Source organism: Bacillus sp. M5A3_1b (assembly GCF_053345335.1).
In genome coordinates this window covers 181,712-196,527 of record NZ_JBKEZY010000003.1, presented here as the reverse complement: position 1 = coordinate 196,527, position 14,816 = coordinate 181,712, and the positions used below count along the sequence as shown (strand labels likewise).

The 14,816-nt window shown below is 33.2% G+C and carries 16 protein-coding genes and 1 pseudogene; 11 read left to right on the top strand and 6 right to left on the bottom strand.

Going from position 1 to position 14,816, the window contains the following annotated elements:
- The first annotated feature begins 272 nt into the window (after positions 1 to 272).
- From ACLBWW_RS10715 to ACLBWW_RS10685, 7 genes are all read left to right on the top strand, one after another.
- The gene (locus ACLBWW_RS10715; RefSeq protein WP_048542471.1) at positions 273 to 1,286 is read left to right on the top strand and encodes a siderophore ABC transporter substrate-binding protein; all 1,014 of its coding nucleotides are present in this window, start codon (positions 273 to 275) and stop codon (positions 1,284 to 1,286) included.
- 19 nt (positions 1,287 to 1,305) lie between these two features.
- A complete protein-coding gene (locus ACLBWW_RS10710) occupies positions 1,306 to 2,322 on the top strand; it encodes an ABC transporter permease (protein WP_046955599.1) in 1,017 nt (338 codons plus the stop codon).
- Complete coding sequence (locus ACLBWW_RS10705) at positions 2,319 to 3,383, top strand: iron chelate uptake ABC transporter family permease subunit (RefSeq protein ID WP_048542469.1); 1,065 nt, start codon at positions 2,319 to 2,321, stop codon at positions 3,381 to 3,383. Before ACLBWW_RS10710 ends, ACLBWW_RS10705 begins: the two co-directional genes overlap by 4 nt.
- The gene (locus ACLBWW_RS10700; protein WP_048542468.1) at positions 3,380 to 4,132 is read left to right on the top strand and encodes an iron ABC transporter ATP-binding protein; all 753 of its coding nucleotides are present in this window, start codon (positions 3,380 to 3,382) and stop codon (positions 4,130 to 4,132) included. The genes ACLBWW_RS10705 and ACLBWW_RS10700 overlap by 4 nt, the downstream gene beginning before the upstream one ends.
- A 642-nt stretch (positions 4,133 to 4,774) precedes the next feature.
- Entirely contained in the window at positions 4,775 to 6,313 is a 1,539-nt protein-coding gene (alo, locus tag ACLBWW_RS10695) for an anthrolysin O/cereolysin O family cholesterol-dependent cytolysin Alo (RefSeq protein WP_048542466.1), read from the top strand.
- A 394-nt stretch (positions 6,314 to 6,707) separates the two neighbouring features.
- The gene (locus tag ACLBWW_RS10690) at positions 6,708 to 7,073 is read left to right on the top strand and encodes a YxeA family protein (protein WP_048542465.1); all 366 of its coding nucleotides are present in this window, start codon (positions 6,708 to 6,710) and stop codon (positions 7,071 to 7,073) included.
- Between the two features lie 272 nt (positions 7,074 to 7,345).
- Positions 7,346 to 7,534 (top strand): hypothetical protein, encoded by a 189-nt coding sequence (locus ACLBWW_RS10685; RefSeq protein ID WP_061673433.1) that lies wholly within the window; start codon positions 7,346 to 7,348, stop codon positions 7,532 to 7,534.
- A gap of 107 nt (positions 7,535 to 7,641) precedes the next feature.
- Here the strand turns inward: ACLBWW_RS10685 and ACLBWW_RS10680 are convergent, their stop codons facing one another.
- Positions 7,642 to 8,607 (bottom strand): DUF4822 domain-containing protein, encoded by a 966-nt coding sequence (locus tag ACLBWW_RS10680; protein ID WP_447614027.1) that lies wholly within the window; start codon positions 8,605 to 8,607, stop codon positions 7,642 to 7,644.
- 381 nt (positions 8,608 to 8,988) lie between these two features.
- On the opposite strand from ACLBWW_RS10680, the gene ACLBWW_RS10675 reads away from it, so the two are divergent.
- Positions 8,989 to 9,423, top strand: coding sequence for an Lrp/AsnC family transcriptional regulator (locus ACLBWW_RS10675; RefSeq protein ID WP_193388639.1), 435 nt, complete (start codon positions 8,989 to 8,991; stop codon positions 9,421 to 9,423).
- 41 nt (positions 9,424 to 9,464) lie between these two features.
- Here ACLBWW_RS10675 and ACLBWW_RS10670 read toward each other — a convergent pair whose 3' ends face one another.
- The 4 genes from ACLBWW_RS10670 to ACLBWW_RS10655 all read right to left on the bottom strand — a co-directional run bounded on the left by ACLBWW_RS10670 (position 9,465) and on the right by ACLBWW_RS10655 (position 12,743).
- Complete coding sequence (locus tag ACLBWW_RS10670; protein WP_048542457.1) at positions 9,465 to 10,022, bottom strand: cysteine hydrolase family protein; 558 nt, start codon at positions 10,020 to 10,022, stop codon at positions 9,465 to 9,467.
- A 230-nt stretch (positions 10,023 to 10,252) separates the two neighbouring features.
- Positions 10,253 to 11,533 (bottom strand): purine/pyrimidine permease, encoded by a 1,281-nt coding sequence (locus ACLBWW_RS10665; protein WP_048542455.1) that lies wholly within the window; start codon positions 11,531 to 11,533, stop codon positions 10,253 to 10,255.
- A gap of 123 nt (positions 11,534 to 11,656) precedes the next feature.
- Positions 11,657 to 12,106 (bottom strand): cyanase, encoded by a 450-nt coding sequence (cynS, locus tag ACLBWW_RS10660; protein WP_033665564.1) that lies wholly within the window; start codon positions 12,104 to 12,106, stop codon positions 11,657 to 11,659.
- Positions 12,107 to 12,161: 55 nt separating this feature from the next.
- Entirely contained in the window at positions 12,162 to 12,743 is a 582-nt protein-coding gene (locus tag ACLBWW_RS10655) for a beta-class carbonic anhydrase (RefSeq protein ID WP_048542453.1), read from the bottom strand.
- 167 nt (positions 12,744 to 12,910) lie between these two features.
- Here ACLBWW_RS10655 and ACLBWW_RS10650 point away from each other — a divergent pair, with 167 nt between their 5' ends.
- The 3 genes from ACLBWW_RS10650 to psiE all read left to right on the top strand — a co-directional run bounded on the left by ACLBWW_RS10650 (position 12,911) and on the right by psiE (position 14,160).
- Positions 12,911 to 13,342, top strand: a complete 432-nt coding sequence (locus ACLBWW_RS10650; RefSeq protein ID WP_048542451.1) for an Lrp/AsnC family transcriptional regulator — start codon at positions 12,911 to 12,913, stop codon at positions 13,340 to 13,342.
- A 32-nt stretch (positions 13,343 to 13,374) separates the two neighbouring features.
- Positions 13,375 to 13,686, top strand: a complete 312-nt coding sequence (locus tag ACLBWW_RS10645) for a winged helix-turn-helix transcriptional regulator (RefSeq protein ID WP_447614026.1) — start codon at positions 13,375 to 13,377, stop codon at positions 13,684 to 13,686.
- A gap of 72 nt (positions 13,687 to 13,758) precedes the next feature.
- Entirely contained in the window at positions 13,759 to 14,160 is a 402-nt protein-coding gene (gene psiE / locus ACLBWW_RS10640) for a phosphate-starvation-inducible protein PsiE (protein ID WP_048542447.1), read from the top strand.
- Positions 14,161 to 14,208: 48 nt separating this feature from the next.
- Here the strand turns inward: psiE and ACLBWW_RS10635 are convergent.
- Positions 14,209 to 14,684, bottom strand: a pseudogene (locus ACLBWW_RS10635) (DUF4362 domain-containing protein).
- Positions 14,685 to 14,816: the final 132 nt, after the last annotated feature.

Here is a 14,816-nt window from a genome sequence, read left to right as displayed (position 1 = left end):
ATGGGTATTTTTTTCATATTAGAAATCATGGTTTATAAGGTGCTCAATCTATTGATTAGCACGTGTGTGGGCTGAATCTGGTGAATTTATGTTTAATTTGATTAACTCACACCATTCACAAGATTTTCACAGAATTAATGACTATACTAATTAACAGGATGTTCAAATGAAAATGATTATCAATATTGATTTAGGTGAATAGCAGTTATTATCTAATTCAATCTATGGACGTTATCATTTTCGAACTAAATTACATAATAAGGAGTATACGTATGAAAAAAACTATGCTTTTAAAATTAGTAAGTATTCTAGCAATTTTCACTTTAATGTTAGTAGCTTGCTCAGATTCAAGTAAGGAAACTTCGAAGGCTACTAAAGGTAATAGTAGTGATAAACCAAAAACGGTTGAAATCACTGATGCTCATGGAACTGTTAAAGTCCCTGTAAATCCAAAGAATGTAGTTGCTTTAGATAATAGAACGTTTGAAACTTTAGCTGATTGGGGAATTAAATTAGCGGCTGCTCCAAAGGATATCATGCCTGCGGATTCAGCATATAAAAAAGATGATTCAGTTAAAAATATCGGGAATCACCGCGAACCAAATCTTGAAATTATTGCAGCGGCAAACCCGGACCTTGTAATCGTTGGTCAAAGATTTGCTGATCATTACGAAGAAATCAAAAAATTAGTGCCAAATGCAGCTGTTATTGATCTTAATTTTGATGTTTCTGAGAAGGCTACTAAGCCTGGAGAAAACTTAGTAAAAGGACTTAAAGATTCTACAACTACTTTAGGAAAAATCTTTGCTAAAGATAAAGAAGCTAAACAATTAGTAGCTGATTTCGATAAATCTATTGAAAAAGCAAAATCTGCTTATAACGGAAAAGATAAAGTTATGAGTGTTATCGTTACTGGTGGAAATATTGGCTTTGCTGCGCCGCACTCTGGTCGTGTTTGGGGACCTATGTATGAAATTTTCGGTTGGACTCCAGCATTAGAAGTTTCGAATTCTACTGCAGGTCATAAAGGTGATGACGTTTCTGTTGAAGCTATCGCACAAACAAATCCTGATTGGCTTTTCGTATTAGATCGTGATGCTGCAACATCTGATGCAGCTAAGTCAGCTCCTGCTCAGGATGTTATTTCTAAATCACCAGCTCTTCAAAATACAACTGCTGTTTCTAAAAAACAAGTTATTTATGCACCAGCAGATACTTACACAAATGAATCAATTCAGACTTATATAGAGTTATTTGGAAATATTGCAAAAACTTTAGCTAAGTAGTGTAAAGGAGTACGAAACAGTGTCAAAAAATATGATTTCTAGGGTTGAGAATATTTCTCAACCCCAGTTTTATAATCACAATAAAATATGGACAAAACCTTTTATAATAGCGGTTATAGTTGTTATAATTTTAGGGATTATATCACTGTTTACTGGAGTTTATGATATACGTGGACAAGAGGACGGAATGGAAATGTTTTTCATCACTCGTGTTCCGAGAACAGTTGCATTAATGCTTACTGGAGCTGCAATGGCAATGGCAGGGCTCGTAATGCAATTAATTACACAGAATCGTTTTGTTGAACCTACTACAACGGGGACGATTGAATGGTCAGGCTTAGGCCTGCTTTTTGTGTATTTACTATTTCCTGCCCCGACTTTAGTTCAAAGAATGACTGGTGCAATCATTTTTTCTTTTATAGGAACTATGATTTTCTTTTTATTTTTAAGAAGAGTTAAACTTCGTTCTTCTTTAATTGTCCCAATTATTGGATTGATGCTTGGAGCAGTTATTTCTGCAGTGTCTACTTTTTTGGGACTCCTTTTTCAAATGACGCAAAGTATTGAAACTTGGTTCGTAGGTTCATTTGCTACTGTTCAGGTGGGAAGATATGAATATTTATGGCTGATTGTTATCGTTACTTTGTTTATTTTTATGTATGCGAATAGATTGACTTTAGCTGGACTAGGAGAAGATGTCGCAACAAGCCTTGGAGTTAATTACAATAGAATTGTTCTTTTTGGGACTGGTCTTATCTCTGTTGCTGTTGGAATTGTTGCAGCTGTTATTGGAAACTTGCCTTTCTTGGGATTAATTGTTCCAAACATTGTTTCCATGTTTAGAGGGGATGATCTTAGGAGTAATTTACCTTGGGTATGTGTGATCGGAATGGGGACAATCACTGCCTGTGACATCATTTCTCGAACAATTATAAAGCCGTTTGAATTACCTGTTTCTTTAATACTTGCAACAGTGGGAGCGGTCGTGTTTATTACTATTTTATTGAGACGAAGAAAACCAAGGAGGCTACGATGATCACATTAGATTATAGAAATAAAGAAAATGTCGAAGTCGATTCTAGCCTTCATAATGAAAGTAGATCAGCTAGTGCTTTTCGTTCTAAGAAGGAGGCAAGACGTTATTGGATTGTACTGACAACATTGATTGCTTTAGGTCTCCTTTCTTCATATGGACTTTTAGTTTATAACAATCCAGTTCCGATAGATTCACCTTCGTTTATCCCGGTTGTTAAGAGAAGGATAGTAGCTATTGTTGCAATGATTATTGCTGCAGTTTGCCATAGTTTATCGACAGTCGCTTTCCAATCTATTACGAATAATAAGATTATTACTCCTTCACTTTTAGGTTTCGAATCACTTTATTCAGCAATTCAAACGAGTACAATATTCTTCTTTGGTGCTAGTGCATTGATCAATTTTAATGGAATTGGATCATTTTTATTTCAAGTCGTTGTTATGGTCTTCATGAGTTTGATACTTTATGGGTGGTTACTTTCCGGTAAATACGGGAATTTACAACTTATGCTTTTAGTCGGGATTATCATTGGTACCGGGCTAAATTCTGTGTCAACTTTTATGAGAAAACTACTTGCGCCTTCAGAATTTGATATTTTACAAGCGAGATTATTTGGTTCTGTTAATCATGCAGACTCTGCATATTTTCCTGTTGTAATTCCTATGATCATAATTGTAGCAGTATTAATTTTTGCTCATTCTAAGAATTTGAATGTTTTGTCACTAGGAAAGGATGTTGCAACTTCTTTTGGCGTTAAATATCAACCTAGTGTAATTTATACGCTTGTATTAGTAGCTATTTTAATGTCCATTTCAACAGCTCTAATCGGGCCACTTACGTTCTACGGATTTTTAGTAGCGACTTTAAGTTATCAGGCGGCATCAACGTATGATCATAGATATATTTTCCCAATGGCTTTTGCTATAGGATTTTTAATAATGACGAGTGCATACTTTTTAATGTATCATGTATTCCATGCTCAAGGTGTAGTTTCAGTTATTATTGAATTATTTGGTGGAATCATATTCTTAACTATTGTTTTAAGGAAGAGGGCTTTATGATAAAAATTGATAATGTTAAAAAGTTCTATACTGATAAGGTAAAAATAGGACCTTTGGATATTGAAATACCAAAAGCAGGCTTTACTTCTTTAATTGGACCAAATGGCGCTGGAAAGTCTACGACACTTTTGATGATTGGAAGACTTTTAGATATGGATGAAGGTCAAATTCAAGTAGCGAATATGGATGTTTCTGAATCTAAATCAAAAGACTTAGCAAAAATCCTGACTATATTGCGACAAGAAAATCATTTTGTAACGAGGCTTACTGTTAGACAATTAGTTGGATTTGGGCGCTTTCCTTATTCAAAGGGAAGATTAACTAAAGATGATGAAGTTATCATTTCTAAATATATCGATTTCTTAGATTTAACTAGTTTAGAGAATAGATATTTAGATGAGCTTTCTGGTGGTCAAAGACAAAGGGCATATGTAGCGATGGTATTGTGCCAAGAGACGGAATATGTACTTTTAGACGAGCCTCTGAACAACCTTGATGTTGCTCGTTCTGTTCAAATGATGGAGCATTTAAGACGTGCAGCTAATGAATTCGGAAGAACCATTTTGACTGTTATGCATGACATAAATTTTGCAGCTAAATACTCTGATAAAATTTGTGCTATGAAAGATGGACAAATTGCTGCTTTTGGAACAGTAGAAGAGGTTATGGACCCAACACTTTTAACAGACATTTTTGAAACAAAAATAGAAATTATCAAAGGTCCTTATGGGCCAATTGCTGTTTATTAGTTACAAAATGATTATGCAAAAAAGCTGCTGTCTATATTTTATAGGTAGCAGCTTTTTTTATGAGATTGCCGATGATAGCTCTGTCCCACAGGTATTTCATTACTTCCGGCCCTGCGACGCTTCCAACAATAAACTTGTAAATTACTCATAAAATGCAAAGGAATGCTTCAATTTTTCAAGTATCTACCAAAGGGAAAATTTATCCCGCTTTAATGGGCAGTAAGACCCCCACCTCAAAATTCAGCGAAAGCAAAGAATTTAGGTGGGGGGGCAACTGCCCATAAAAGTCCGATTGGTTCAACTAATAATCAGTGGGGGATGAAGAAAATCCCCACTGATTAAAGTTTCACTTTATCTCTGTATAACTTTTTATGAGGATTCAGCTTGGTTCTTAGTATGTAATATTGCATATAAGAGTGTGTTGATAAAAGTGTAAGGGGTCACTATAATGAGGGCATAAAGATTAATCACATTTTCGCAGCAATAAAAAAGGAGGAAAAAATATGGAAATCGCAATGGCAGTTTTAAAATTTTTAGGTGGAGTAATTCCTTTAGTTCAAGAATTTTTAAAAGCGTTTATGTAAGGTTATTAGCTAGCTATCATATATCAATCATTATTATATCTTACTAAAAAAGAACGGGGTGATTTTTCTGAATATTAAGAAAAACACTAAAAGAAGAAAGTTCCTTGCATGTTTATTAGTTAGTCTATGCACTATTAATTATTCATCTATTTCCTTCGCAGAAACACAAGTAGGTAATGCAACTGATGTAATCAAAAATGCTAGTGGCATTGATACTGGTATAGCAAATCTTAAATATAATAATCAAGAGGTTTTAGCTGTAAATGGTGATAAGGTAGAGAGTTTTGTTCCGAAAGAAAGTATCAATTCAAATGGTAAATTTGTAGTAGTGGAACGCGAGAAAAAATCACTTACAACTTCACCAGTCGATATTTCGATTATTGATTCTGTGGTGAATCGTACGTATCCAGGAGCGGTACAACTTGCAAATAAAGCTTTTGCAGACAATCAACCGAGTTTATTAGTGGCTAAGAGAAAGCCTTTAAATATTAGTATAGACTTACCTGGCATGAGAAAAGAAAATACAATTACTGTCCAAAATCCGACATATGGTAATGTGGCTGGAGCAGTAGATGATTTAGTATCTACTTGGAATGAAAAGTATTCTAAAACACATACGTTACCTGCAAGAATGCAGTATACGGAATCTATGGTTTATAGTAAATCACAAATCGCAAGTGCTCTTAATGTTAACGCTAAATATCTTGATAACAGTCTAAACATTGATTTTAATGCGGTTGCAAATGGAGAGAAGAAAGTGATGGTGGCGGCATATAAGCAAATATTCTATACCGTAAGTGCTGAGCTACCTAACAATCCATCCGATCTTTTTGATAATAGTGTTACTTTTGATGAGTTAACTCGTAAAGGAGTAAGTAATTCAGCTCCACCTGTTATGGTTTCAAATGTAGCTTATGGTAGAACCGTTTATGTAAAATTAGAAACAACATCTAAGAGTAAAGATGTACAAGCTGCTTTTAAAGCCTTACTTAAGAATAACAGTGTCGAAACGAGCGGACAGTACAAAGATATTTTTGAAGAAAGTACCTTTACTGCTGTAGTATTAGGTGGAGATGCGAAAGAGCATAACAAGGTTGTTACTAAAGATTTCAATGAAATCCGAAATATTATTAAAGATAATGCTGAATTAAGTCTTAAAAATCCAGCATACCCAATTTCATATACAAGCACTTTCTTAAAAGATAATGCAACTGCTGCTGTTCATAACAATACAGATTATATTGAGACGACAACTACAGAATATTCAAGTGCTAAAATGACACTTGATCATTACGGTGCTTACGTTGCTCAATTTGATGTATCTTGGGATGAATTCACATTTGATCAAAATGGGAAAGAAGTACTAACACATAAAACATGGGATGGTAGCGGCAGAGACAAAACAGCTCATTACTCTACAGTTATCCCTCTTCCACCAAATTCAAAAAATATAAAAATTGTAGCTAGAGAATGTACTGGTCTTGCATGGGAATGGTGGAGAACAATTATTAATGAACAAAATGTTCCATTAACAAATGAAATAAAAGTTTCAATTGGAGGAACAACATTATATCCAACGGCTAGTATTAGTCATTAGGTGTAAAAAAGCGCCCTGTAATCAGGGCGCTTTTTTACTTAGTCACAAATTTTATGCTTTCCAAAACTGATTAATAATGTAATTCCTAATATAGTTAATCGGCGTCGATTTACTTCTTCACGTAAAATGGATTGAAATGAAATTCTTATTACTTGGACAAATGTTGCTAAAAGTACGGCAATTAAAGGAATAAAACTTTAAAAAGTTTATGTTCTTTTGTTTGCGGCCAACTTAAAAAACTTTTGTAAAATGATAGAATTACAAAAATGTAATGTGAGTGTAAGGAAGCTGGATTGTACCAACTTTATGGTTAAAGCATACTTAAGGTAAGGAAGATTTATATTTTAATGGGTATAAATCTTACAAGTAGAATAGAAAGGTTAGGTATTATCATATGAAATGGATCATGAGAATTTTTGTGTTATTAGCTATAGTAGGAGGTGCTTTCTACTATATGAAGTCAGGGAATGGATATTATTCAACTAAACAATATTATGTAAAAGTAATGACGGATTCTACAGTAGAAAACGAAAAATTGAGTAATGGAGAAGTTCTTACGTATCATGCTTACGATGAGAAGGTGTACGATAAAAAAGGGAAAGAAAGAGAACTGAAAATTTCCGTACAAAATAAATTGGAAAAAAATCAATATTATTTGATTGATTGGGAAGATCGCCGTGGGATTGTTTCTAAAATAGCTAAAGTGAATCAAGCAAAAATAGATAAAAGTATTTTAGATAAGTTGAACGCAAATTCATAATATTTCAGGATAAGTTAATCAAGAGCTGTGTTAGCGTAAGATTTATAAGAAAAAGGTATTGTAGAAAAAATAAGAGAGATTATTATAAAACAAAAAGGACCGAACCGTCTGGTTCTGCCCTTTTTTAGGAATGAAGAATGAATTGTACAAATGATGTGGCACAAAGCTGGATTGCTACGATCATAATGATATGTATGAATATTGGACTGTAACACTTATGCAGATGGTTTGCAGAGATATAAAATCAATATAGAAGAGGAGTATTGTTATAAATGACTGAAGTAACTACAATTCTATCAATAGCGGGTATCGTTATCATGTCTTTAGCAAGGATTAATTTTAAAATAAGGGCGTTTGCTAATAAACCAGCTTGGGGTGGCTTCACTCTTCCCTTAATTCTAATTGGATTTATTTTATTTTGTATCGGTATGTTTTTAGGTTTTGTAAATCATCAATTATAAGGTGGGAATATTGTGAAGACGAAAAGCTACATGTTTTTCGTCTTTTCGTTCTCTTGCTTAATAAGAAAGATCCTGCAACTCAGTACAGGATTTGTAATCAAACGTTTTTAAAAGCTAAATTGTGGTTTCATATCACCTTTATAAGGTTCATGTTCAACGAATATAGTTATATCCTTACCAGCTTGGTCTTTACCAGTTCTTTTATACGTAAATTTATTCTTATTGAGTTCAGTAAGTTCAAGAGCAGCACCGTATTTATTATTTCCAATTGAAACATGGGCTCTTATTTTATTTTCGTGTACAACATCAAAGTAGCCATAATCACCGCGGCTTTGACCTGTTTCGCTATTGAAGAACTCATATTTATTAGATTTGTCATCAAATTTTGCTAGACTTATAAAATTCGAATTAAACTGTGTTACATCGTTACCAGCTTCATCTAATACCTTTGTTCCGTGCCAAAGGGTACCGCCTAAAATTTTATCTCCATCAACGTTTTTAACAATATCGCCTGTAGTCGTGTTCAGCTGCTTGTCCGGATCAGTGAAAGAAAGTTCTTTTTCTTTATATGGAACATGTTCAACAAAAACTTCTACATCTTTGCCGTTAGCGTCTTTCCCTATTCGTTTATAAGTAAATACATTTTTATTTAGTTTTGTCATGTCAACGACAGCTTGATACTTCATTGATTCTGAAATTAATATTCTCTTCTTCCCATCATTTGTGACAAAGAAAGTACCTTTATCACCACGACTTGCACCTGTTTTAGCATCAAAAAATTCATATCTTCCTGACTTCGCATCATATTTTGCAAGGCCAATGAAGTTTGCATTTTCTTTCGTTAAGTCATTATTATCTTTGTCATACACTTTTGTACCTTGCCAATTCGTATCGCTAAGAATATTAGCCATTTTTTGGCCTTTCGTTAACTTAGTTTCCTTTTTAGTATCTTTCGTAGCTTGTTCTTGTTTCGGTTTACTATGTGTTTCTTCGGCTTTCGTACCAGCACACCCTGTTAGTGCTAGTGTGAATCCGAGCAATATAGATGATAGTGCTTTAGTTTTTTTGTTCATGTTTTATCGTCTCCTTATTTTATGATTTTAAGTAGTACGGTTAGCGATTATAGTAGCAGTGCGTTATATATGAAAAGACTCAAATTGAATAGATGAACTTAGTTGCTACGTTTCTTATGTTAATACCCGACTATAAACTCCCTCTAAATAAATCATTAAAAAAAGATAAACTAATTCCTAAAAATTTTTCATATTCATAAAAAAATCGCTAGCTTGCTGTAGTGCCTACGAGTAATTAATAAAATACATTGTAAAGAAGAAGGAAAGCCGTTAACAGTAATGTAATTGTTAATAGAGTTAATCGATTGTATTGTAAAGATTTTTAAGGTGAATTGTAGGGGAAATGATGATCTTATAGAAGGTGATTCCTATAGGAAGGGGATGTCCATGTTTGATTCAACAGATTTTAAAATTATAAAGTTACTACAAGAAAACGCTAGAATGAACTGGAAGGAAATTGGAGAGATAGTACATTTGACTGGTCAGGCTGTTGGGAAACGAATTAATAAATTAGAAGAGGCAGGTGTCATTCAAAAATATACGATAGATATCGACAGGGCTAAGCTGGAAGGATCTATTATGACGTTTGTTACACTATTTCTGCATGCACCACATTATCATAATCAAATTCAAACCTTTTTTGAAAAAACGGACTTAATTACTGAAATGTATCGTATAAGTGGCGATGGGTGTTATATCATGATTCTTCATACATCTTCGCACCAGCAATTAGAAGAGACTCTTGCAGATGTTTTACATTTTGGTGATTATCGTATAAATACTGTCATCAAGACAATCGAAAAAAAGAAAGGATAAAAAATTTATCCTTTCTTTTTTTAATATGAAATTTTAGTTTTTTATTTAGTATTGTTTATAAAACAGCTCGCTGAAATGACTGTTGCATAAATATCACCAAACTCTAATGCACTCATGAACGATTGATGAGCGTGTACTGCGGGGATTAGATTTCCTTGGAATTCTAAATCTTTTGTTGTACAAGCATCTTCAATTACAACACATTGAAATCCTAAATCACTGGCAGCGCGTACTGTTGCATCAATACATACATGAGTCATCATACCGCAAATGACTAGTTGATCTATCTTTTCTTTCTTTAATGTTTCAAATAAATTGGTTCTTAAAAAACTATTAGGGCGATGTTTTTGTATGACTCTTTCGTTAGCAATCGGTTGTACATCATCATGAATTTGAACACCTACTGTTTCAGGTAAGAAGAAAGTAGCTCCTTCATTGTTCGCAATATGTTGTACATGAATGACTGTTTTATGTCTTTCACGAAATACTTTCAATACTTCCTTGGCTTTTTGTACGGCTTTTTCAGGCTGATGTAATTCCATATTGCCGCCTTCAAAGTAATCATTTTGTATGTCTACTAATAGTAACGCTTCGTTCATCGTTATTCCCCCATACTTATTGATTCAGTACGTTATTTGTACTGTACCGTTATTATATAAATTGCAACTATGTGGAAGTAATAACGTCGTGAAACGATTTTGATGTATATAGTTTCATTGTGAAAAAGTGGGAGGGTAACAATGATTAAAAAGAAAAGTATGAATATTATCTTTTTAATCCACTAATAAATTTATCTAATTCTTTTTTTATAATTAAGTATATAAATACTTTACTCTTTCCAAAACTGTTCTAACAGAATAACGATCATAGTACCTACGAGTAGTCCGTTACTTAACACATATTGTAAGGAAGAAGGAATGCCGCTAAATGCGCTTTCTGGAAGAAACATTATTCCTAAACTGATTAATAATGTAATTCCTAATATAGTTAATCGGCGTTGATTTAATTCTTCACGTAAAATCGAGTGAAATGAAATGCCTATTACTTGGACAAATGTTGCTAAAAGAGCAGCATTAGCAATAGGACCTGGAAGCAAGGATATAAAGTTTACAATTGAGGGGATAAAAGAAATACTTGCTAATATAAGACTTGCTATAAGAAACGACTTCACCTTTTTTTGACCTGTTAGTTGAATAAATCCTGCTGATGCAGGTAATGGTACAATTCCAATTGTAGAGAACAATGATGAGATAATATGTGATATACCTCCGACCCATACACCACGGTTCAGTGTTTGCTTTTCATTTTCTTTAGATAACGGAGCCACTAGTTTTACAGCCGAAATAGCAGCAATTGTATTTGCAACTAAAAGAAAGGTAAATAAAGTCGCAGTTAGAGTCATTCCAATATCGAATCTAGGTGTGCCCCAAGCAAATATCTCTGGTAACTTAACTAGCGTTGTATGTGAAGGCATATGAGATGATTTTCCTAATACTGCATACAAAAGCCAACCGCATGAAATTCCAAGTAACACAGCGTAACTTTTCATCCACCCTTTCCCTTTAATTGATAAGAAAGTAATAAAGGCAAAAACAAAGAGCGCAATAGTAGCTGTTGTATAGTCAGGATGAGTTGCAGATCCTTGTAATCCCATTATTCCTTTTAGTAACACACCACTAAGCTGAAGTGCTAAGATTAAAAGAAAAGTTCCTGTAACTAAAGGTGTAAATAAACGTAGAATTCGATGTACAAGCCCTGTTATACCAAGAATGAAGAGTAATATACCTGCAATAATTAAACCACCTTCTAAAAGTTGTAATACATCTTTTGCACTCTGTCCTTGATGCATAGCGACTTGTCCCAATATGACAAATATACTTACCCATGAACCGGCTGGTCCATCCGCAATAGGATAGCGATGCCCAAACCATGCTTGTATAAATGAACTTACTCCTACTACTAAAAAAGTTCGCTGCATTAATGTTGAGATATCTTCTATTGGTAAATGGAATATGCCACCAATAATGATAGGTAATGCAATTGCATTTGCTAATAAAAACACGAACCACTGTAGAATACTGAAGCTCGTATCAAAGTATTTTTTATTCATATTAGTCTCCTTTGCCGAAAAAGAATTTCATAGTTAAAATCCATCCTTTCTACATAGTTAGAAAGGATGGATTTTGTAAATCTATAAAATTAATTTAATTATATAGATGGATTTTTTGATTTTTTACCATGTACGGAATGGTAAGAATTTCCCGTTAAGTGTAATGACGATACGAGGGTCGCCACCTTGTGGATCTTCTTGTGTATCCACACCGAGGTTGAAGTTAATTGCACTCATTACACCTTCGCCGGCTTTTTCTAAGATTAATTCTCTAATAGTTGGTGCATATTGTAACATCATTTCATATAAACGATATGCAATCGGGTCAGTAGGAGGCATTTCCATTACTTGGCCACGAAGTGGAACTACTGTTAATGCTTGAACTACTTCTTCATCTAATTCTAATAGTTTACCGATTTTTTCTGCTTCTGGACGTGTCATTGTAGCTTGTCCTAATAACGCGGTTACAACCCAAGTCTCAGAGTTTTCACTTACTTTTGCAATTTCTTCCCAAGTTAACCCTTTTTTAATTTTTGCCGCTAGAATTTTTTGCGTAGCTTCTTGTCTATTCATATCTAACACTTGTTTTTTCATATCTCATAACTTCCCTTCATGTACGTAATAATTATTATTTTGTTTCACTATTTAACGCTTTATATCCATCAACCACTACATCTAATTTACCTGTGTGAGGATCAATAACTAAACCATGTACAGGAACATCTTTTGGAATAAGTGGATGATTTCTTACTAAATCAACATTAGCTTGCGTTGAATCGCAGACATCATCGAATCCAAATAACCATTTTTTAAGGTCAACACCAGCATATTCAATAGCTGATAAAATTTCTGGTGAAGCTACTCCGCGATCTAATATTTTTTGAAGTGTTCCTTTTGGATTCGTTTGGCTCGCACCACATCTATGGTGTCCAATAAGGAAGATTTCATCTGCATTTAAATCGTATACTGACGCTACAACACTTTGCATAACACTATCGAAAGCAGAAGCAATTTTACCGCCTGCATTTCTGATAACTTTTGCATCACCATCATGTATATCTAAAGCTTTTGGAAGTAGCTCAATTAAACGAGCATCCATGCAAGAAACAACAACCATACGTTTTTTAGGCATTTTTGTCGCTTCACGAGGAGCGTATCCCTTATTTTCTACAAATTGTTCATTGAACGATAGAATTTCTTGTAATAACATATTTGTAACCTCCTTTAAATCTAGATGTATTTTTTTGTTGCGTCCTCTGTGTTATAAGTAAATATAACTGATAAATAATGTGATGTAAGAGGATAAACTAAGTATAGTGAATTGTATCGATAAGCAGAATAAGTTGGCGAAACACTTTCGGGCTTTCTACTTTCACGGTGAAAGGATTGGTTTATATCATTGATCAAACAGATTTTGAGATACTGAAATTATTAGGAGAAAACTCGAGAATACAATGGAAAGAACTTGGTCAGAAAATACATATGACAGGGCAGGCTGTAGGAAATCGAATTCGGAGATTAGAGGATCTAGGAATTATTGAACAATATACAATTGCAATAAACCGAATCAAATTAGGACAAGTAGTGACTGCATTTGTTACTTTGTTCGTAACAACAGCTAATCATCAAGAGTTTATGAATTTCTTTCAAGGAGAAGAAGGGATTTCTGAAGCACACCGTATAAGTGGTGAGGGGTGTTATTTATTAAAAACACATTTTACTTCTAATGAAGAATTGGATAACTTTCTGGGGCGACTATTAAAGTATGGGAATTATCGTGTTAACCTATCGATAGGAAAGTTAAAATAAGATTTCTTTTTTTGAGGTTATAGTAACATTATTTGCTAATCCCTATTTGTATAGAGATAATAAAGTCGTTTGATTTTTATCCCGCATTAACGGGTGAGTTAAAACGATTGGTAACTGGTATTAAGCAAAAAATGCTTACCAAACAATTGAAAGAGCATGAAAAGGATGGACTCGTATCTAGAAAAGTATACAATCAAGTACCACCGAAAGTGGAATACTGCCTTACAGAACAGGGACAATCATTAAAACAAGGTTTAAAAGTACTTTGCGATTGGGGCAGCGATTATATTGAGCATAAATATCCTAATGGTGAAGTGATAGTGAAAGAGGACGATCATATTTGATTTAACACTTCTGTAAGTATAATTTTGCTATAATAAATTAAGTACTTATACGAAGGGGAGCTAAAAGAGAAAATGAAGTTTAATATCGATCATTACATAGCTAGCATTTTGCAGTGGATATTGAATATAGCGTTAATTATATTATCCATTGTATTATCTATCTTTTTAATTAACGAGACTATCACATTTATTCAATACATATTTTCAACAAAGGAATATACATCGTATAAATTGGTTGAAAGTATCATCGTCTATTTCTTATATTTCGAGTTCATCGCATTGATTATTAAGTATTTTAAGTCGAATTATCATTTCCCGTTACGTTATTTTATTTATATCGGAATTACAGCTTTAATTCGATTAATTATTGTATCTCATGAGGAACCGATAGAGACGTTATTATACGCAGGAGCAATTCTTGTTTTAGTTATTGCTTTATACATATCAAATATGAGAGATTTGAGAAAAGAGTAGTAGTGCAGACATAAGTTTGCACTACTTTTTTATTTGCAATTTTCCTCACTATTCATTTGAGGCTGTAATCAAATGAATAGTGTCAGGACATTCTAATTTATAAGTTACTTTGTTGTCTTTAATATCCTTCTGTATTTTTTGACATGTATTATTTGAATACTGAATATCTTTATTTTCGTTATCTTTCTCACTTGTTTTGGTGTAGTCGACATCATAATAGACGGAGGTAGATTCCTTTTCTTTTTTTACAGTTAAATCAATAATAATAGGTTCGTTCTTGTTATTAAATTTAGTAATTCTAACTGAATCGTCTTTATTTGAATTATAATTTTTTACGAAAGTATCTAATTTCTCTATGTTATAAACTTTATCGTTTTTTTCAATAATATCACCACGTTTTTTGGAATCCTCAAAAGTATATGTTTCGTTTTTATTGTTTTTTTCTCATTATTAGTACAACCAATAAGAGTAAATAAGGCTAGCGAGATTACAGATAACGCATACTTTCTATATTGTATTCTCATAGATTTATCTCCTTTTCTTAATTTTTAGAAAAACATTCACAATAATATTTTAGCCTACACGGGTCTAGGATAGGTTAAGGATAATTTGTTTTTTTATTAACTTACAGTAAATATTTGCATTTTTTTCATTTT

What these genes read in the sequence shown, in the direction of transcription:
- ACLBWW_RS10715 (WP_048542471.1), top strand. Translation starts at nt 273, where the DNA reads ATGAAAAAAACTATGCTTTTAAAATTAGTAAGTATTCTAGCAATTTTC.
- ACLBWW_RS10705 (WP_048542469.1), top strand. Translation starts at nt 2,319, where the DNA reads ATGATCACATTAGATTATAGAAATAAAGAAAATGTCGAAGTCGATTCT.
- ACLBWW_RS10700 (WP_048542468.1), top strand. Translation starts at nt 3,380, where the DNA reads ATGATAAAAATTGATAATGTTAAAAAGTTCTATACTGATAAGGTAAAA.
- ACLBWW_RS10690 (WP_048542465.1), top strand. Translation starts at nt 6,708, where the DNA reads ATGAAATGGATCATGAGAATTTTTGTGTTATTAGCTATAGTAGGAGGT.
- ACLBWW_RS10685 (WP_061673433.1), top strand. Translation starts at nt 7,346, where the DNA reads ATGACTGAAGTAACTACAATTCTATCAATAGCGGGTATCGTTATCATG.
- ACLBWW_RS10680 (WP_447614027.1), bottom strand. Translation starts at nt 8,607, where the DNA reads ATGAACAAAAAAACTAAAGCACTATCATCTATATTGCTCGGATTCACA.
- ACLBWW_RS10675 (WP_193388639.1), top strand. Translation starts at nt 8,989, where the DNA reads ATGTCCATGTTTGATTCAACAGATTTTAAAATTATAAAGTTACTACAA.
- ACLBWW_RS10670 (WP_048542457.1), bottom strand. Translation starts at nt 10,022, where the DNA reads ATGAACGAAGCGTTACTATTAGTAGACATACAAAATGATTACTTTGAA.
- ACLBWW_RS10665 (WP_048542455.1), bottom strand. Translation starts at nt 11,533, where the DNA reads ATGAATAAAAAATACTTTGATACGAGCTTCAGTATTCTACAGTGGTTC.
- cynS (WP_033665564.1), bottom strand. Translation starts at nt 12,106, where the DNA reads ATGAATAGACAAGAAGCTACGCAAAAAATTCTAGCGGCAAAAATTAAA.
- ACLBWW_RS10655 (WP_048542453.1), bottom strand. Translation starts at nt 12,743, where the DNA reads ATGTTATTACAAGAAATTCTATCGTTCAATGAACAATTTGTAGAAAAT.
- psiE (WP_048542447.1), top strand. Translation starts at nt 13,759, where the DNA reads ATGAAGTTTAATATCGATCATTACATAGCTAGCATTTTGCAGTGGATA.